General features: G+C 53.9%; 16 protein-coding genes. All 16 read right to left on the reverse strand.

Features of this window, described 5'->3' with window-relative positions:
• Positions 1–170: 170 nt before the first annotated feature.
• The 16 genes from minD to hemB all read right to left on the reverse strand — a co-directional run bounded on the left by minD (position 171) and on the right by hemB (position 17,867).
• Positions 171–965, reverse strand: coding sequence for a septum site-determining protein MinD (gene minD, locus JJQ72_RS08160; protein WP_138225073.1), 795 nt, complete (start codon positions 963–965; stop codon positions 171–173).
• A gap of 3 nt (positions 966–968) precedes the next feature.
• On the reverse strand, positions 969–1,631 hold the full coding sequence (gene minC / locus JJQ72_RS08165) for a septum site-determining protein MinC (RefSeq protein WP_138225072.1): 663 nt from the start codon (positions 1,629–1,631) through the stop codon (positions 969–971).
• An 84-nt stretch (positions 1,632–1,715) separates the two neighbouring features.
• Complete coding sequence (gene mreD, locus JJQ72_RS08170) at positions 1,716–2,243, reverse strand: rod shape-determining protein MreD (protein ID WP_208203341.1); 528 nt, start codon at positions 2,241–2,243, stop codon at positions 1,716–1,718.
• Entirely contained in the window at positions 2,240–3,067 is an 828-nt protein-coding gene (mreC, locus tag JJQ72_RS08175; protein ID WP_138225070.1) for a rod shape-determining protein MreC, read from the reverse strand. Before mreC ends, mreD begins: the two co-directional genes overlap by 4 nt.
• A 105-nt stretch (positions 3,068–3,172) precedes the next feature.
• A complete protein-coding gene (locus tag JJQ72_RS08180; protein ID WP_138225069.1) occupies positions 3,173–4,207 on the reverse strand; it encodes a rod shape-determining protein in 1,035 nt (344 codons plus the stop codon).
• A gap of 39 nt (positions 4,208–4,246) precedes the next feature.
• Positions 4,247–4,936 carry a RadC family protein gene (radC, locus tag JJQ72_RS08185; RefSeq protein ID WP_138225068.1) on the reverse strand — a complete coding sequence of 230 codons (690 nt, stop codon included), beginning with the start codon at positions 4,934–4,936 and terminating at the stop codon, positions 4,247–4,249.
• Between the two features lie 23 nt (positions 4,937–4,959).
• Positions 4,960–5,613: a Maf family protein gene (locus tag JJQ72_RS08190; protein WP_208203342.1), complete on the reverse strand. Its 654-nt coding sequence runs from the start codon at positions 5,611–5,613 to the stop codon at positions 4,960–4,962.
• Between the two features lie 16 nt (positions 5,614–5,629).
• The gene (locus JJQ72_RS08195) at positions 5,630–5,872 is read right to left on the reverse strand and encodes a DUF4321 domain-containing protein (RefSeq protein ID WP_138225066.1); all 243 of its coding nucleotides are present in this window, start codon (positions 5,870–5,872) and stop codon (positions 5,630–5,632) included.
• 138 nt (positions 5,873–6,010) lie between these two features.
• Entirely contained in the window at positions 6,011–6,973 is a 963-nt protein-coding gene (locus JJQ72_RS08200) for an SPOR domain-containing protein (protein ID WP_208203343.1), read from the reverse strand.
• A gap of 151 nt (positions 6,974–7,124) precedes the next feature.
• The gene (gene murC, locus JJQ72_RS08205; RefSeq protein ID WP_138225064.1) at positions 7,125–8,498 is read right to left on the reverse strand and encodes a UDP-N-acetylmuramate--L-alanine ligase; all 1,374 of its coding nucleotides are present in this window, start codon (positions 8,496–8,498) and stop codon (positions 7,125–7,127) included.
• 6 nt (positions 8,499–8,504) lie between these two features.
• Complete coding sequence (locus tag JJQ72_RS08210) at positions 8,505–9,872, reverse strand: bifunctional folylpolyglutamate synthase/dihydrofolate synthase (protein WP_208203344.1); 1,368 nt, start codon at positions 9,870–9,872, stop codon at positions 8,505–8,507.
• A gap of 31 nt (positions 9,873–9,903) precedes the next feature.
• Positions 9,904–12,570, reverse strand: a complete 2,667-nt coding sequence (locus JJQ72_RS08215; protein WP_208203345.1) for a valine--tRNA ligase — start codon at positions 12,568–12,570, stop codon at positions 9,904–9,906.
• 636 nt (positions 12,571–13,206) lie between these two features.
• Entirely contained in the window at positions 13,207–14,442 is a 1,236-nt protein-coding gene (locus tag JJQ72_RS08220) for a LysM peptidoglycan-binding domain-containing protein (protein ID WP_208203346.1), read from the reverse strand.
• A 168-nt stretch (positions 14,443–14,610) separates the two neighbouring features.
• Positions 14,611–15,519 carry an RluA family pseudouridine synthase gene (locus tag JJQ72_RS08225; protein WP_208203347.1) on the reverse strand — a complete coding sequence of 303 codons (909 nt, stop codon included), beginning with the start codon at positions 15,517–15,519 and terminating at the stop codon, positions 14,611–14,613.
• Entirely contained in the window at positions 15,516–16,811 is a 1,296-nt protein-coding gene (gene hemL / locus JJQ72_RS08230; protein ID WP_208203348.1) for a glutamate-1-semialdehyde 2,1-aminomutase, read from the reverse strand. Before hemL ends, JJQ72_RS08225 begins: the two co-directional genes overlap by 4 nt.
• Before the next feature lie 54 nt (positions 16,812–16,865).
• Positions 16,866–17,867 carry a porphobilinogen synthase gene (hemB, locus tag JJQ72_RS08235; RefSeq protein ID WP_208203349.1) on the reverse strand — a complete coding sequence of 334 codons (1,002 nt, stop codon included), beginning with the start codon at positions 17,865–17,867 and terminating at the stop codon, positions 16,866–16,868.
• Positions 17,868–17,875: the final 8 nt, after the last annotated feature.

Genomic DNA, 17,875 nt, shown 5'->3' on the forward strand with positions numbered 1-17,875 from the left:
ACGAATTCTCCCCCAGAGCTTGTTTTACCTTATCCTATGTGCCATAAAAAGCGGTTTAGAACAAGCCTTACGAGAGCGAACATCCACACAACGAAAAAAAGCACCTTCTGAGCCAAAGCGTCTCAGAGGTGCCGGGTTGCTGCGGGGCCTAATCATGTCGGGCTTTCCTGCTAGCCCATGCCAAAAAATTTCTTAAAGCGGGTAAACATGCCTTTTTTCTGATGGATTTGCATTAAAGGCACGGTATCTCCCAGAATCCGCCGGGCGATATTGCGGTAAGCAATTGCCGCTTGGGAGTCCGGGTTCATTACCGTCGGCTCGCCGATGTTCGCTGCTTTAATGACCATTTCGTCATCCGGTACAATTCCGATCAGGTCAATGTTCAGCACCTGAAGAACGTCCTCAATTTCCAGCATGTCTCCCGACTTGACCATATTCGGCCGAATCCGGTTTACGACCAGCTTCGGTGACTCCACTTCCGAATTCTCCAGGAGCCCGATAATCCGATCGGCGTCACGGACTGCCGCATGCTCAGGAGTCGTCACTACAATTGCTTTATCCGCACCTGCAATCGCGTTCTTGAAGCCCTGCTCAATACCTGCCGGACAGTCGATAATAACGTATTCGTATTCCTTCTTCAGTTCCAGAACAATATCCCTCACCTGTTCCGGTGAAACGGCGTTCTTGTCCTTAGTCTGGGCGGCAGGCAGCATATACAGCTCGTCAAAGCGCTTATCCTTGATTAGCGCTTGATTAAGGCGGCATCGTCCTTCCGCAACGTCGCAAAGATCATATATGATCCGGTTCTCCAGACCCATAACGACATCCAGATTTCGCAGGCCGATATCGGTATCTACCAGGCATACCTTCTTGCCCAGCAGTGCCAGGGCCGTTCCGATGTTGGCCGAGGTCGTCGTTTTGCCGACTCCGCCTTTGCCTGATGTGACGACAATTGCCTCTCCCATGTTCTACACTCCTTTAAACACATTAAAATCCCGGCCCAAACGAGCAATGTTGCTAATCTTGTCAATCTTCATGACATCATCCTGCAGATAGGCAAACTCCATCACCGTCTCCCGGGTTTCCCATTCGTCCGGCGGCCTGCTAATCTTCTCCGAGATTCGAAGCTGCGTTGGAGCCAGGTAGGATGCAGCAATAATCGCGTCCTGATTCCCTTCAGAACCAGCGTGCGCCGTTCCCCTCAGCGCCCCTACAATGTAAATATCTCCGGTGGCCACGATGGTACCGCCGGGATTCACATCGCCCAGGAAGAGCAGGTCCCCGCGATGATGCAGCACCTGTCCGGAACGCACCATGCCTGCTTTCACTGACGGTCCCTTCTCAGGCTCACTCTCCGGGCTGACCGGAGGAGATTCCACGGAACGGATCAGCAGATTCCCCTTCTGCTTCAAAATATCTAGAATACTCTGCTTCTCATCATCATTAATTCTCCGGGAGCCCAGCTTCACATCCACGTGAATAATCGGCCCGGTCAGTATATTCTGATGGCTATGCTCCAGCTTGTAACGAAGCTCGCTGAGCAGCTCTTCAAAATCACATTGATCATCAAGCAGGAAAACCAGGCCATCTTTGATGCCCTTAATCGTAACGTGATTGGATTTTACAGCCATAAGCCTGTCCCTCCCATCTACATACATTTCGCGGTCACAGCCTGTAGTTCCTGCCGGCCTCTCACCAAAATGTCGAAATTAGATTCAAGAAGCCTTGCTTCGCCGTGGCGCCTTCGCAACCAGATCGAGCTGTTTGCGGACAGGCACATAAATGAGCAGGGCAAACGCGAAATGAATCAGAAGATCGGGCAGCATTTGATGCAGCAAAGCCCAATTGTACGAATCCGGATTAATCCGGAACAGCTTGTAGATGCCGAACAGCATACTGTCCAGCAGCAGGCTCCCCAGGATGACAGCGGTCAGCATGACCGGCAGAGGAGATCGCGGCTTGTTAAATATCATTCCGATGATATATGCCGAGACCCCCATCCCAAAGGAGTAGGTACCGATCATTTCGCCGTAATAGATAATGTCATGTACAATTCCGAAAATAAGTCCCAGCACAAGCCCGGTATGGCGGTGATGATAAATTGTCGCGAATAAAATAGCAACAAACACGAGATTTGGAGAAATGATTCCCTGCAGTGCAGGCGGTGTCAGCCAAAATCCAATGGTTCCCTGAAATATAAACAGCAGAAACAGCAGCAGGATCAGCACTTGATAACGCTTCATTCCTGAGGCTCCTCCGGCGTAAATACAACCAGGAGTGTCTTCCAATCCTGGAAGTTTGCCGCGGGTTCAATGGTGGCGGTTCGGGTCAGGCCAAATTCCCCGGTCTCTACCTCTACCACTTTACCGATAATCATGCCGCGAGGAATAACGCCTCCGTTACCAGAGGATACAATGAGATCCTGAGGAGCAACCGGATCGTCTTCCGGAATGCGCGTCATTTTCAGCATCCTGGTTTTCTTGTCATAGCTCTCAATGATGCCAAAGGTGTCCTTATTCGAGACCGTGGCCGCGATCTGCTGCCGCTTGGCATCCTGCGGGTCCAGGGTGGTAAGCAGCTTCACGGTCGAGGTGAAGTTGCCGACCTGGCTGATCACACCGACCATCCCTTCTACCGAGATGACCGTCATGTTCTGCCTTACGCCATCCTTTTCTCCCAGGTCAATGACGAGCGTATGATTATTGGGATCCTGATTCACGCTGAGCACATTGGCCGGCCGGTAATCATAATCGTATTTGTTCTTCTGGGCCTCTGTGAACTTGAGCATGTTCATGTAGTCTTCATTCTCGGCTTTAATCCGGTGATACTCCGCACTTTCACGGGCATACTGGGCCACGGCCATCTTCAGGCGCTCATTCTCGCTGTAGACTTCTTTCATATTCCTAACATCTTCAAAGAAGCCCGCTATATAAGAAGCGGGCTTATAAAATACGCCTTGCACAAATCCAACGGTGTCTCTCATGAACTTTTCGGGCCAGGTCAGTCCCACACGAGGTCCCAGTGTAAAGCCCATGAGTGCTATAAACGTGACAAGTCCGATCAGCATAATAAACAGTCGTTTGTTGCCTAGCAGCTTAAACAGTTTCTAACACCTTCTAACGTTACTGTTATATTCCCGAATCCTTTGTTCAATCAGGGTCTGCTCTCCAGACTACCGCTTGGAACGGCTGGCTGAGCTGCTGCGGGATTTGAACAGATGAATATTGTCAAGCGCTTTGCCTGTGCCAATAGCTACGCAATCCAGCGGATTCTCGGCCACAATGACCGGCATTCCGGTTTCTTCTGCAAGCAGCTTATCCAGGTTACGGAGCAGCGCACCGCCACCGGTGAGCACAATGCCGCGGTCCATAATATCTGCTGCGAGCTCCGGCGGACATTTCTCCAGCGTAACCTTTACAGCTTCAACGATGGCATTGATCGTATCTGCCAGCGCTTCACTGATCTCATCGGACGTAATCGAGATCGTCTTCGGCAGTCCGGTCACGAGATCCCGGCCGCGAATTTCCATGGTTTCTACGGATTCCAGCGGCATGGCGGAGCCTACTTCCATCTTCAGCTGTTCTGCCGTCCGCTCTCCGATCATTAAATTATACTGGCGTTTGATATAAGAGATGATGGATTCATCCATTTCATCGCCGGCAACGCGAACCGAGCGGCTCGTTACGATTCCGCCCAACGAAATAACAGCTACCTCTGTCGTTCCTCCGCCGATATCTACTACCATGCTGCCCGTCGGCTCCCATACCGGTAGATCCGCTCCGATTGCCGCTGCGAACGGCTCCTCAATCGTGTAGGCTTCACGTGCACCGGCTTGCTTCGTTGCGTCCTCTACAGCGCGCTGTTCTACCGCTGTAATACCGGAAGGCACACACACCATGACATTCGGATGACGCTGAAAGAACGAGCGCTGCTTCTGCGCCTGACGGATGAAATATTTAATCATCGTCGCCGTAGTGTCAAAATCGGCGATGACGCCGTCCTTCATTGGCCGGATTGCCCGGATGTTGCCGGGGGTGCGTCCAATCATTTTCTTGGCAGATTCACCGACCGCCTCAATGCTCTTCGTATCTGTACGCAGGGCAACCACCGAGGGCTCCCGAACGACAATACCTTTACCACGGACATAAACGAGTGTATTCGCTGTCCCCAAATCAATTCCTAAATCCTTCGTGAATCCACCAAACATGCTGTAAACTCCCTTTCTTCCTCAATCTGGACTATTATATTACATCAAACCGCGTTCCTTCAAACTGACAAAGCTTCCATCTCCAATAATGATGTGATCCAGTACGTCAATCCCGATAATGCTCCCCGCCTCGACCAGGCGTGTTGTAAGCGCAATATCCTCCGGGCTTGGTGTAGGATCCCCGCTAGGATGATTGTGCGCACAGACGAGCGAAGCGCAGCTGCTCTTGATGGCAGCCCGGAAGACCTCCCTGGGATGCACGACCGCTGCGTTCAAGCTGCCAATGGACAGCGTCTCCTGAGCAATCACATGATTCTTGGTATTTAAAAAAAGACAAACAAAGTGTTCTTTATGCAGAGAGCGCAGCTCCTCGCTAAGCAGATCTGCAGCATCGCGCGGACTCCGGATAATGACCGGCTCGCCTCGCTTAAAACCGGACATTCTTCGTCCCAGCTCAATCCCGGCCTTTAGCTGAACCGCCTTGGCTGGCCCGATCCCTTTAATCTGCGTCAATTCGGTAATGCTTAAATCTGACAGCTCCCGAATGCTGCCTGCCTGTTGCAATATCCGCTGGGCTACGTGCACCGCCGATTCCTGGCGGGTTCCGGTCCGCAGCAGTATCGCGAGCAGCTCAGCATGACTCAAAGCGCTTGCCCCATAAGCCATCATGCGCTCTCTAGGTCGTTCATCATGGGGGATATCGCGCAGCATAAATGCGTGCGACTCCATGCCTTCCCCTACTTTCTATAAGTTCAACGCGTCATGTTCCTGCCGCCCTGGCTGCTGCTCTGCAAGCATCCGTTGAGCACGGAAATCCCCAGCTCCAGCAGCATATCGGACAGCATAGAGATCGAGAGGCCCACGACATTGAAGTAATCGCCCTCGATGCTCTCCACCAGAACAGCACCCAATCCTTGAATGCCATATGCCCCTGCCTTGTCCATCGGCTCGCCGGTTCTTACATAGCTCTCAATCTGAGTCTCCAGAAGCGGCTTCATCGCTACAGTTGTGACGCGATGCCGGAGCAGGCTTGTCCCTGTGGATAGATCCACGCAGGCAATGCCAGTATATACGGCATGTCTTCTTCCCTGAAGCCGGGAGAGCATTGAAACAGCCTCCTCCGGGTTCCGGGGCTTGCCCAGAATCTCCCCATCCAGCACGACTACCGTATCACTCCCGACAATAACAGCTGCCGGTGCAGCAAGTCTACAGCGCTCTAACACAGCCTCAGCCTTGCGGAGAGCCAGACTCTCCACAACCTGCTCAGGCTTCCATCCTGCAGGCGTGTCTTCGTCAGCGCCGCTAGGCATAACTTCAACCGGAAGACCAAGCATTTGAATCAGCTCCTGTCTTCGAGGAGAGGTTGAGGCAAGCACAATCTGCCGCCGAGATCTGTTGTCCGTCACGGGCTGTTCTCCTTGTCTAGAGCCTGCGATACAGCCAGACCGCTGTAATAATACCGATCAGTCCGAGCAGGCTAAGCTTGATTTCAATGTTTATATTATAATTGATAATATCCAATTGTGCCTCCGGCCTCCAGCCGATATAGGTCGAGGTTGTTAAAAAAGAAAGGGCCTTGACGGACATCAGCGCTTTGGCAAGCCAGGTTCCTGTCAGCCACCCCAGCAGTATGAACAAAATCAGCACTCCTGCGTTTTTCTTCATCTCTCATCGTCCCTCGCCATTTTTTGACACCTACATTATTATACGGTGTAACAGTTAGCAATACAAATACAAAAACAGCAGGGACAACTGGAAATAGTTGCCCCTGCTGTGAGGTATTTCTGACCCGGGAAATAAGGGCTATAGCAGTGAAATGAGCTTTTTTTGACCCATGATATAGTTCATCATGCCTGATTGGATTTCCCACAAATGCCCCTTGGCCTGGTTTTTGTTATATTCTGCGAGTGCCGTAACCGCGCTGTTCATCTGCTGCGCCATCCCCTTTAGCTGAGACTCCGCCTCGGGACTCATACCCTGAAGCAGCTCCAGCGCCTCCGTCCATTGTAAATGCAGCCCGGTTATACGGTTCATCGTTTCTGCATCGGCAGCAGTCCCGGTCTCCCGCCCCAGCATAAGGGCAGAAAACGCGCTGAGCTCTGAAGCCAGCCCTCCGCCCGTTTCTATGAACAGGCTCCATGGCAATCCAGAGACAGCCAGAACCGTCGTCTGTGGTCCCGCAGACACCACCTCTTTTACATAGAGCTCGATTCCGCTATGCTTCAGCTGACTGCTGAGCAGCTTCGCTCCCTCCCGGTCGGGAGATATTCCCGCATAGACACGGTAAGCCCCATCCATGTCCCCGTAGGCGGCCAGCCCAGACTGCAGCAGCTCCTTCTCTGCTTGCTTGGCCCCTTCCTCCGAGCTGAACATGCCGTATTGAAGCAAATAGTAGGTTTTATCAGGAACAAGGACGGCCTCGCTTCCAGGCTGCACTCCCGCTGCATCATGCTGCTGTGACTGGGCCGCTTCCGGTACAGGTACGGAATCGACAGGCTTAGTATGTTCAGATGCACGAGGCTCCCCGCCAAATGAATTCAAGACCGCAAAGCCGAACAGCAGACCGGTCAGCACAGCGGCTGTGATGGAGCCGATCAGCTTCCATAGTGAAGCTTTCGGCGCGCGCGGGCGATAATAGCTGCCAAGATCCACTTCAATATTGTGATCCTCTGTCTTCGGAACTCCGGATAGCCGCACACTTCGCTCTTCTATCGTCCCCCGCGGCGGCTCTTGATCCAGACGAATCGTCATTCGGGATTTGCTCATGGACTCCCCTCCTTGGTTGTCACCTCTCGTACTACCCATATTTATGAGGATGTCCATCTCGTTATGTCCCGCTGCCGTGCCAGATGTAAATGAAAAAAAGAGCCATGCCCTGAAGGAAAGCCTCCTTCATAACATGACCCTGGTATTCACCTTATTTACTCTTCAGCACTTCTGCCAGAGCAGCTCCAACCTTCCAAATGTCACCTGCACCCATCGTAAGTACCAGATCTCCGGGAGCCACGCGTCCCTTCAGATCCTCCAGCACCTCATCCTTCGTCGAAAGGTATCTTGCTCCTGCATTGCTGTTCTGTACGATCAGCTCCGCGAGCTTCGCTGAGGTAATGCCTTCGATTTGCTTCTCGCCGGCCGGTGCGTAAATGTCGGTAATAATGACCTCATCGGCATCGCCGAAAGCGCGGCTAAACGCGTCCAGCAGGAAGAAGGTCCGCGAGTAGCGCTGCGGCTGAAATACGGCTACAATTCTTTTTCCGGTTGCCTTTGCGGCGCTGATGGTCGCTTCAATCTCGGTCGGATGATGCGCATAATCGTCAATGACCAGAATATCATTGATTTCACCAAGCACCTGGAAGCGCCTTTTGGCTCCGTTAAATTTGATGATAGACTGGGCAATCTCTTCGAACGGGACGCCTGCCTTCATGCAGGTAATAACGGTAGCCATGGCGTTGTATACATTATGCTTGCCGGGAACCGAGAGCCGGATGGTACCCATGACCTCTTCACCATGCAGCATCGTAAAGCTAACCTGCCGGTCTCCGAGCACAAGATCCCGCGCTGAGTATTCAGCATCATGGTGAATTCCATATGTGGTAGCCTGGTATTTCAGCTCCGGCAAAATAGCTCTGATATTCTCGTCATCCGCACACACAACGGCTGTTCCGTCCTCACGGATCTGGCTCAAAAATTGCACATAAGCCGCCTTGAGCTGGTTAAAATCTCCGTCATAATTCTCAAGATGATCAGCCTCAATGTTAAGCACTACCCCGAGCCACGGGTAGTACTGCAGGAACGAGCCGTCGCTTTCATCTGCTTCAGCTACGACATACTCCCCCTGTCCGGCCTTCGCATTCGTACCGACATTCATAATCTCTCCGCCGATAATAAAGGTCGGGTCTACGCCGCAATCCTCCAGCACCGTTGAGATCATGGATGAGGTCGTCGTCTTGCCGTGCGCCCCTGCTACCGCAATGCCCTTGCGCTCATTCAGCAGTCTCGCCAGCATTTGGGCACGGTGCAGCACGGGAATGTTCTGCTCCTCTGCCGCTACCCGCTCCACATTATCGCGAGAAAGCGCAGTCGAATAAACGACCAGGTCCGCTCCTTGAATCTGCTCGGCCGTATGGCCGATATATATTTGGGCGCCTTTGGCTGCCAGCTTTTCAGTCAGCTCCTGGGAGGCTACATCCGAGCCCGTAACCTTGTATCCCATCTCCAGCATCACTCTTGCAATGGCACTCATGCCATAACCGCCAATTCCTATAAAATGAACATGTTCCGAAGTATTCAACAATTTTCACCAACCTTTTTCAGCATCGGAAAGGCCAAGGAGGTCTGAACGCACGTCGGCAATCAGGTACAACGTGCCTGACACGACCCCGAGATCCTCCGCTTCCGTCCGTGACTTCAATGCTTCAAGCGCTTTTCTCCAGTCTGGTTCTATGATGATTTGAAGGGATGGTTTAGCGTATGACTCCCTGATCCGTTCAGCAACGTCTGCCAAGGCGTTGGCGTCCATTTTTCTCCGGAAATCCGGTTCAGTGATGATCAATGTATCCACTATAGGAAGTATATGCTTCAAATAGTCTTCATGATGCTTATTTGAGAGCATTCCCATCATCAGGTTCAGCTTTCGGTAGCGGTAGGTTCCAGGAAGGCTCTTCGCGAGCGATTCGGCTCCTTCCGGATTATGAGCTCCGTCGAGAATCAGTCGTGGCATTTGACTCACCTGTTCAAGGCGTCCAGCCCAGCGAGTGCTTGTAAAGCCCTTCTGCAAGTCATCAGGCTCAATGACAAACGCCATGTAATGGCGGAGAATGTCTATCGCCATCATGGCACAGGCCGCATTCTGGCATTGATGCTCGCCCTGCATGCCAATCTCCAGCTCCAGCTCCCGGAAAGGCCCCGAGAAGCGAAGCTTCTGGCTGTTTTCGTCCCCGGACAACCGCTCGTAGCTGAACTGCTCTCCTGCTGCATACAGTGTTGCGCGCTTGGAGGCTGCCGTCTGGCGGATAACCTCCAGAGCCTCCGGCTGGGAAACCGCCGTGACCACAGGTACCCCCGGCTTGATAATACCGGCTTTTTCCACAGCAATCTCCTGAATGGTCTCCCCAAGAATATCGGTATGATCCATTCCTATGTTCGTAATCACCGATACGACAGGGTGAACGACGTTCGTCACATCCATTCTGCCGCCAAGCCCTGTCTCCCACACGACCACATCCGGTACCCGTTCCCGGGAATAGAACAGGATCGCCAGCGCTGTGGACACCTCAAACATGGTCGGAGAGCCAAGCTCACTGTCTGCAATCTCCTGTACAAGCGGATACAGCTGGTTTGCAAGCTTCAGCAATACCTCTTCCTCAATATCCTCACCGTCAATCTGAAAGCGATTCGTGAACTTCGTAATGTAGGGCGAGGTAAAGGTCCCGACGGAATATCCGCCCTGCAGCAGCACGCGTGTCAAGAACGCACAGGTGGAGCCTTTACCGTTCGTGCCCGCCACATGAACAAACTTCAGTCGGCGTTCAGGATGACCCAGGCGCTCAAGCAGCAGCTCAATCCGCTCCAGACCGGGCCTGATCCCGAATGGGATCAAGCCGTTAATCCAGTTCACCGCTTCTGTATACGTCTCAAAGGGGGCTGCCGGGACCTTATTCATCATATCTTCACCTACGGATCCGGTTTGTCCCATATCAGCCTCTCAGCTCCGCGATACGGGCAATCACTTTATCCCGCTTGTCGCTGTAATCAGCCTGCTTGGCCTTCTCTTCCTCGATCACCTTCGCCGGCGCTTTGGCCACAAATCCCTCATTACCCAGCTTCTTGTCTACCCGGGATACCTCGCTATTGAGATGCTGCAGCTCCTTCTCCAGGCGGGCAATCTCCTGATCGATATCGATCAGGCCGGCAAGCGGAAGGTACAGCTCCGCCCCTGTTACAATTGCAGTCATCGCTTTATCCGGCGTGGACAGGCTCAGACCCGCTTCGTATTGGGAAGTGTTGCAGAAGCGGCGGATGTACACTTCGTTGCGCTGAACAATGCTTAAGCCTTTGGCGTCCGAAGCTTGAAGGAGCAGCTCGATTTTCTTGCTCATCGGTACGTTCACCTCGGCCCGGATGTTCCGGACTGCACGGATCACGTCCATAAGCATATCCATTTCAGCAACAGCCTCCGGGTTCTCCAGAGCGGCATCATAGGTCGGCCATTCTGCCAGCATAACGGTATCCCCGTCATGAGGAAGATGCTGCCAGATTTCCTCGGAAATAAACGGCATGAACGGGTGAATCAAACGCATCGTGCGATCCAGGACATAGACGAGCACGGACTGGGTGTTCTTTTTGGCAGCCTCATCCTCGCCGTACAGTGTCAGCTTCGCAAACTCAATATACCAGTCACACAGATCATCCCAGATGAAGTTATAGAGCAATCGGCCTGTTTCGCCGAACTCGTAGCTGTCTATTAGACGCGTAATGTCGCGTGAAGTTTCGTTCAGGCGATGCAGAATCCAGCGGTCGGCTGTACCCAGATCCCCGCTGATGTCGATATCGCTGTATTGTACGCCCTCCAGATTCATCAAGGCAAAGCGGGAGGCGTTCCAGATCTTGTTGGCGAAGTTCCGCGCCTGCTCTACCTTCTCCCAGCGGAAGCGCAGATCCTGTCCCGGCGTAATTCCTGTAGAGATCATATAGCGCATGGCATCTGTGCCATACTTCTCGATGACTTCCAGCGGATCCACGCCGTTGCCAAGCGACTTGGACATTTTCTTGCCGTCCGCATCCCGCACCAGTCCGTGCATCAGCACATCCTTAAACGGCTTCTCGCCGGTAAACTCCAGCGCAGTGAAGATCATCCGGGCTACCCAGAAATAAATAATGTCATAGCCGGTCACGAGAACATTCGTTGGGTAGTAACGCTTGAAGTCCTCACTGTCCTCCGGCCAGCCCAGTGTCGAGAACGGCCAGAGCGCGGAGCTGAACCAAGTGTCCAGAACGTCCTCATCCTGCTTCAGCTGATGACTTCCGCACGCGCTGCACACGTCCAGCTCGTCATGCGATACATGCACTTCGCCGCACTGCTCACAGTACCAGGCTGGAATCCGGTGTCCCCACCACAGCTGCCGGGAAATGCACCAGTCCCGCACATTCTCGATCCAGTGAAGATAGGTTTTCTCAAAGCGCTCCGGCACGAAGTTTACACCGTCTCCGGATTTTTGCGCCTCGATGGCGGCATCGGCGAGCGGCTTCATTTTGACAAACCACTGTGTCGACAAATACGGCTCAACGACCGCGCCGCTGCGCTCACTGTGCCCGACCTGATGAACATGGTCCTCGATGCGGACCAGGACGCCGGCTTCCTGCAGATCGCTGACAATCTGCTTGCGGCATTCGCTGCGGTCAAGCCCTTCATATTTGCCGGCGAAGCCATTCATGGTGCCGGACTCATCCATCACCGTGATCTGCGGAAGATCGTGGCGCAGGCCCATCTCAAAATCGTTCGGGTCATGGGAAGGGGTGATCTTCACCGCACCGCTACCGAAGTCCTTCTCTACATACTCGTCTGCGATGACCGGAATTTCCCGGCCTACAACCGGAAGCACCAGCATTTTGCCGATCATATCCTGATAACGCTCATCTTCCGGATGCACCGCTACCGCTGTATCTCCCAGCATCGTTTCCGGACGGGTCGTCGCGACCGTAATAAACCCGCTGCCATCCTTTAACGGATATTTCAGATGATACAGATGGCCCTGTACCTCTTTATATTCCACCTCAATATCAGACAGGGCTGTCCGCGCTGCCGGGTCCCAGTTAATAATTCGCTTACCGCGATAAATGAGACCCTTGTTGTACAAGTTCACGAACACTTCCCGTACTGCACGGGACAGTCCCTCATCCAGTGTGAAGCGCTCGCGGGAATAATCCAGGGAAAGCCCCATCTTCGCCCACTGCTCGCGGATGGTATTCGCGTATTGCTCTTTCCACTCCCACACCTTCTCCAGAAACTTCTCGCGCCCCAGATCATAACGGGTCACACCCTGCTCGCGCAGCTTCTGCTCGACCTTGGTCTGTGTAGCAATGCCGGCATGGTCCGAGCCCGGTAGCCATAAGGCATCATAGCCCTGCATGCGCTTGACCCGGATAATGATGTCCTGAAGGGTAAAATCCAGAGTATGGCCGATGTGCAGCATACCGGTCACATTCGGCGGCGGAATGACGATCGTAAAAGGCTCTGCCTCCGGTCGCTTCCCGGCGTTAAAAAAGCCTCCGTCCTTCCAGTAGCTGTACCATTTCTGTTCTGCAGCTTTGGGATCATAGGTGGTCGGCATCTGAGCCGAGCCTGTCGTTTCTTTGGATTCCATATTCATTTACCTCCGTTACTTAGTCAGCATTTCCATACTATAGGGTTTTAGCCGTACCGCTGCGGGAGGGCCGCGCAGTCCGGAACAACAAAAAAAGCCCCTCGTCCTCAAAGGACGAAAGACTTTGGTTCTCTCGCGGTACCACCTTTGTTTCGCAATCCACCAGGAGCACTTCTACGCTCACGGCAATCCTGATCACACTGCGACACTCTGCACAGATAACGGCTGCAGCCGGCCTGCTCTAACTGGGTCCTCACATCGGTGTGTGTCACAGCTCAAGCAAGCAACTCACGGGCGACTTTGGGAATGCTGGTTCCTGCGGAATCTCTCAGCGCTGCAACTCCGCTCTCTTTAGGCCACACATCCTACTCTTCCCGCTCCTCGTTGATGATGGTATGGGGTTACTGCTTTTTGAATTTGGCTATAGATACTATAACCTTTTTAAGGCATGACCGTCAATCTTTGCAGGTACCGCCGCTGTGAGAAAACGGCAGGGCCGCTTTATGACGAAGCAGCACCGAATTAAACCGTCCTAACACAGCAAAAAGCTGTTCCCCACCAGGCATAAAAATCCCCAGGGAAACAGCTTTTAATAAGCAACTGCCGCATAAGCATTCCATCAACGGTTCAGGCCAGCTATGGGATGTACAAAATTTGCCCCTCTTCGACACTCTGCTCCGACAAGCGGTTATATAGCAGCAGCTCGCGCGGACTCAGCTGGTAGCGCTCTGCAATGCCCTCCAGCGTCTCTTCCCTCTGCACAATGCATAAGCGAACCTTTCGGAACGGCGTTTCTTCCTGCCGTGCTCCCAGGAACAAGGACTTCCATTGCACGTCCTCTCCTGCTTGCCGCTCAGGCTCATTCGCTGCTGGCTCTTCTGCAGGAATGGAAGCCGCTTCTCCTTCCGAAGTCAGACGGCCGGGATGCAGCAATGAGGAGAAGCCTGCACTGCCAGCGCTGCTAACCGTACTGTTTTTGCTGCTGAAGGCCACCTTAAGCTCCGGCTTCGCGGGCACTTCTTCCTCCTGCAGCTCTGCGCTTTCCTGAATGCCTCCCTCCAGCGCGATCGTTTCCGGCTGTTCAGCCTCGGTTTCCAAGGTATCTGGAGTATGTTCTACAGTCTCCGCAGCCTGCTCCGGCTCGGCAGTTTCTTTCTCATCCTGCCGTTCCTCGTCCTGAAGCTCCTCCGGCCAGCCGGATTGCTGACGCTCAAAGCTCCATACACTCGGCACCGGCGCTGCAGCGTCAGCCTGAGTGCTCTCTGCCGTCAGGGGAGTGGAGTCCGCCTTTGATTCGTTTGTGGTCTCTGCCGCCCCTCTCGGGACAACCTCAAGCTCAGGCTCCGCTGCTGCAGGCTCGTTCACTGCCTCAAAAGAATTGGCCGTATACACCTCCTGTGAGGCTTCACGGCGTGCTTCTTCCTCCTGCTGTTGCGAATCTGCAGGAGCATGTACGACCGAAATTTCTTCATCCTGCCAGGCTTGGTCGCTGCCGTAGCCCTGCACCCCGCCTTGGATTCCTTTTAAGGACAACACACCGGTAATGTTTAACCCTCGCTTGGACAGCACATCAACATCAAAATTCTCAATCTCGACGGCAATGTCCTCCAGCGAGGAAACCCGATTCATCGGAACCGTGATCTCAACGGGAATCCAATGCTCCAGCGGCTCGGTTTCCTGCTCCGGGGTGTCCCCCTTGTACAGTCCGGCTAACAGCAGATGACCCCGCAGGGCAGCTTGCTCTCCCTGGTGAATCACCTGGATATGAGGAATCAGCTCAGCCTCCTCCAGCTCTTCAATTCCCGGCAGATCTTCCGCTAAAATGATGCGCTCGTAAATATCAAACCGCAATCCGTAGGACTGGTCGAACACGGGAATGTCCTCCTTTTTGGCGTATACTATCCGCGGCAATTCCGCGGCATGAGCCCGTTATGGTCACTCCCTTAATCTATATGCCGTGAACGGGCGGGCATGCCTGTTTTGAGCGAGATGGAAGCCAGAACATAAAAAAAGACCGCCGCAGCGGTCTCAAACCATCATTCATCTCTCCTGCTGAACAAGCTCCTTCAGCTCCATTAAATCCTGCGGCCAGGGTGCCTCCAGAAGCAGCTCTTCTCCGGTTAACGGATGCCTGAAGGAAAGCTCCGCTCCATGAAGCGCCTGACGCTGGAAGCTGCCAAACGAGGCACCATACAGCGGATCGCCCAAAATAGGATGTCCCATATGGCTGAGATGCACCCGAAGCTGGTGGGTCCGCCCCGTCTCCAGACTCAAGAACAGGAGGCTTGCTTGCCGATACGGCTCTACCGAGAGGATTCGCGTCACGGCATGCTGTCCGGTCAGTGATACTCTGCGCCGCTTGGGATGATGCCGGTCTTTGCCGATAGGCAGATCAATAACCTTCAGCTTGTGAGACACGACTCCCTGCACCAGTGCAGCATATCTGCGTACGATTTCTTTGTTCCGCATCGCCTCATCCAGCTTCAGGAGAGCAAATTCATTCTTGCCGTACAGCACCGGCCCCGTGGTATCCTTATCCAGTCGATGGACATGACGGACAGCGGCCTTGGTGCCATGGGTATGAAAATGCCAGGCTACCGCGTGATTCAAGGTCAGCTCCGAGCTCGAGGAGTCCGGATGGACTGCCATCCCGGCCGGCTTGTTGACCACCAGGCAGAAATCATCCTCATACAAAATGTCGAGCTCTGCGCACCGCGGCTCAATCCCGGCCGCAACGGCAGGAAACAGCTGCAGACGGAGACGGTCTCCGCGCCACTGAAGCGCACCCTCACTTCTCAGGCGGCGTATCAGCTTCTCAGGCATCCCGAGCTGCTCCTTGAGCCAAGCCTCCGTTGCCGATTCACGGTCACTTGCAGCCGTTAGCACCTTGCCAGGTGTCAGCTCCAGCCATTCGCCCCGGCGCAGCCAGGCGCCTTGGTAGAGGCTCACAGGCTTTGCAGCGCGCGGTAGTTGGCTTCAATAGTAGCGTCAATATCCTCCACGCTGTGCGCAGCCGAAATGAACATGCCTTCAAACTGGGAAGGAGGTACACTGATGCCCTCATGCACCATACCGGCAAAGTATGAGGTGAATCTCGACAAGTCGCTTGTCTTCGCGGTGTCGAAATTTACGACCTCCTTCTCCGTAAAGAACGGACATACCATCGAACCTACCCGGTTAATCGTCAATGGAATGCCAAGCTCCCGGCTATTGCGCTCGAAGCCAGCTTGCAGACGTGCTCCCCGCTCTTCAAGCTGGGCATATACTTCAGGGGTAAGCAGCGACAGTGTCGTATACCCGGCTGCCATAGCCAGCGGATTGCCGCTCAACGTCCCGGCCTGATAGATCGGCCCCGCCGGTGCGATCTGCTCCATAATCTCTCTGCGGCCGCCGTACGCGCCTACAGGCAGTCCACCGCCAATGACCTTGCCAAGGCAGGTCAGGTCCGGTGTGACTCCGTAACGCCCCTGCGCACAGTGAAGGTCTACCCGGAAGCCGGTCATCACTTCATCGAATATGAGCAGGCTGCCGTACTGGGAGGTCACCCTTCTCAAGCCTTCCAGAAAGCCTTCCGCCGGCGGAACGACACCCATGTTGCCCGCCACCGGCTCCACAATAATAGCGGCAATTTCTTCTCCAAACCGCTCAAACGCCAGCTCGATAGACTCCAGATCGTTGTAAGGGACGGCGATCGTGTTCGTAGCTACCGATTCCGGAACGCCCGGACTGTCCGGCAGCCCCAGGGTTGCAATGCCAGAGCCGGCCTTGATCAGAAGACTGTCGGCATGACCATGGTAGGAGCCTTCGAATTTGATAATTTTGGTACGTCCGGTATAGCCTCTCGCCAAGCGAATTGCGCTCATGGTCGCTTCCGTCCCGGAATTGACCATTCGAACTACCTCAATCGACGGCACCCGCTCACAGACGAGCTTCGCCATCTCGGTTTCCAGAAGCGTCGGCGCACCAAAGCTCGTGCCTTTTACTGCCGTATCCCGCAGGACATCGACAACGGCAGGATGCGCGTGCCCCATAATGAGCGGACCCCATGAGCCTACATAATCAATAAAAGAGTTGCCATCAATGTCATACACCCGGCTGCCTTCGCCGCGATCCATATAGATGGGCGTCAAGCCTACTGATTTAAAAGCCCGGACCGGACTGTTCACACCACCTGGGATGTATTGCTTCGCTTCCTCAAAAGCATTACGCGATGCTTCTTCCTTGCGTTGGTGTTGATTCATTTCAATTCACTCCTAACTGTCTGAAGACGATTTGTGCCATTCATGCCAAGCCTCTTAACGCTGACGGAGCCAGCCTGCCGCCTGCTTGGAAAAATACGTAATGATCATATCCGCACCCGCGCGCTTCATGCCGGTCAGCTTTTCCATAACGATCGCCTTCTCATCAATCCAGCCCTGCATCGAGGCTGCCTTGACCATGGAATATTCTCCGCTCACATTGTACACCACCAGCGGCAGGTCGAATTGATCCCGAAGCTGGCGAACGATGTCCAGATAGGCGAGGCCCGGCTTCACCATCAGCATATCTGCACCTTCAAGCACATCGGTCTCTGCTTCCCGCAGTGCTTCACGGCTATTAGCCGGATCCATCTGATACGTCTTTCGATCGCCAAACTGCGGAGCTGAATCCGCCGCCTCCCGGAACGGGCCGTAAAACGCAGAGGCATACTTGACCGAATACGACATGATTGGAATATGCTCAAAGCCCTCTTCATCCAGTGCCGATCGGATGGCCTGAACAAAGCCGTCCATCATATTGGATGGAGCAATAATGTCCGCCCCTGCCTTCGCCTGGGAGACGGCCGTTCGCGCAAGCAGCTCCAGCGATTCATCATTCATGACATCTCCGCACAGCTGTCCTTCACGTTCATAGGTGTGCACCATGCCGCAGTGACCGTGATCCGTAAACTCACACAGACAGGTGTCGGTAATGACCATCAGATCCGGATACCACGACTTGATCAGACGAGTCGCCTCCTGGACAATGCCCTGCTCGTCAAAGCCGGAGCTGCCCACCTCGTCCTTGCTCTCCGGAATGCCGAACAGCAACACCGCCGGGATTCCCAGCGCCGCAATCTCATCCACCTCTGGCTTCAAGGTGTCCAGAGAAAAGTGATACACGCCCGGCATGGAAGATATTTCATTCTTAATTCCGCTGCCGTGTGCAACGAATATCGGCTGGATCAAATCCTCCACATGAAGTACGTTCTCGCGGACCATACTGCGAATCGCAGCAGTCCGGCGCAAACGGCGATGCCTTACTATCGGAAAACTCATGTCCAATC

This window comes from Paenibacillus sp. F411, assembly GCF_017582705.1.
Classification (GTDB): domain Bacteria; phylum Bacillota; class Bacilli; order Paenibacillales; family Paenibacillaceae; genus Paenibacillus_AQ; species Paenibacillus_AQ algicola.

What these genes read in the sequence shown, in the direction of transcription:
- hemL (WP_208203348.1), bottom strand. Translation starts at nt 16,811, where the DNA reads ATGAATCAACACCAACGCAAGGAAGAAGCATCGCGTAATGCTTTTGAG.
- radC (WP_138225068.1), bottom strand. Translation starts at nt 4,936, where the DNA reads ATGGAGTCGCACGCATTTATGCTGCGCGATATCCCCCATGATGAACGA.
- mreD (WP_208203341.1), bottom strand. Translation starts at nt 2,243, where the DNA reads ATGAAGCGTTATCAAGTGCTGATCCTGCTGCTGTTTCTGCTGTTTATA.
- JJQ72_RS08210 (WP_208203344.1), bottom strand. Translation starts at nt 9,872, where the DNA reads ATGATGAATAAGGTCCCGGCAGCCCCCTTTGAGACGTATACAGAAGCG.
- minD (WP_138225073.1), bottom strand. Translation starts at nt 965, where the DNA reads ATGGGAGAGGCAATTGTCGTCACATCAGGCAAAGGCGGAGTCGGCAAA.
- JJQ72_RS08215 (WP_208203345.1), bottom strand. Translation starts at nt 12,570, where the DNA reads ATGGAATCCAAAGAAACGACAGGCTCGGCTCAGATGCCGACCACCTAT.
- mreC (WP_138225070.1), bottom strand. Translation starts at nt 3,067, where the DNA reads ATGCTGATCGGACTTGTCACGTTTATAGCACTCATGGGCTTTACACTG.
- JJQ72_RS08180 (WP_138225069.1), bottom strand. Translation starts at nt 4,207, where the DNA reads ATGTTTGGTGGATTCACGAAGGATTTAGGAATTGATTTGGGGACAGCG.
- hemB (WP_208203349.1), bottom strand. Translation starts at nt 17,867, where the DNA reads ATGAGTTTTCCGATAGTAAGGCATCGCCGTTTGCGCCGGACTGCTGCG.
- JJQ72_RS08195 (WP_138225066.1), bottom strand. Translation starts at nt 5,872, where the DNA reads ATGAAGAAAAACGCAGGAGTGCTGATTTTGTTCATACTGCTGGGGTGG.
- JJQ72_RS08200 (WP_208203343.1), bottom strand. Translation starts at nt 6,973, where the DNA reads ATGAGCAAATCCCGAATGACGATTCGTCTGGATCAAGAGCCGCCGCGG.
- minC (WP_138225072.1), bottom strand. Translation starts at nt 1,631, where the DNA reads ATGGCTGTAAAATCCAATCACGTTACGATTAAGGGCATCAAAGATGGC.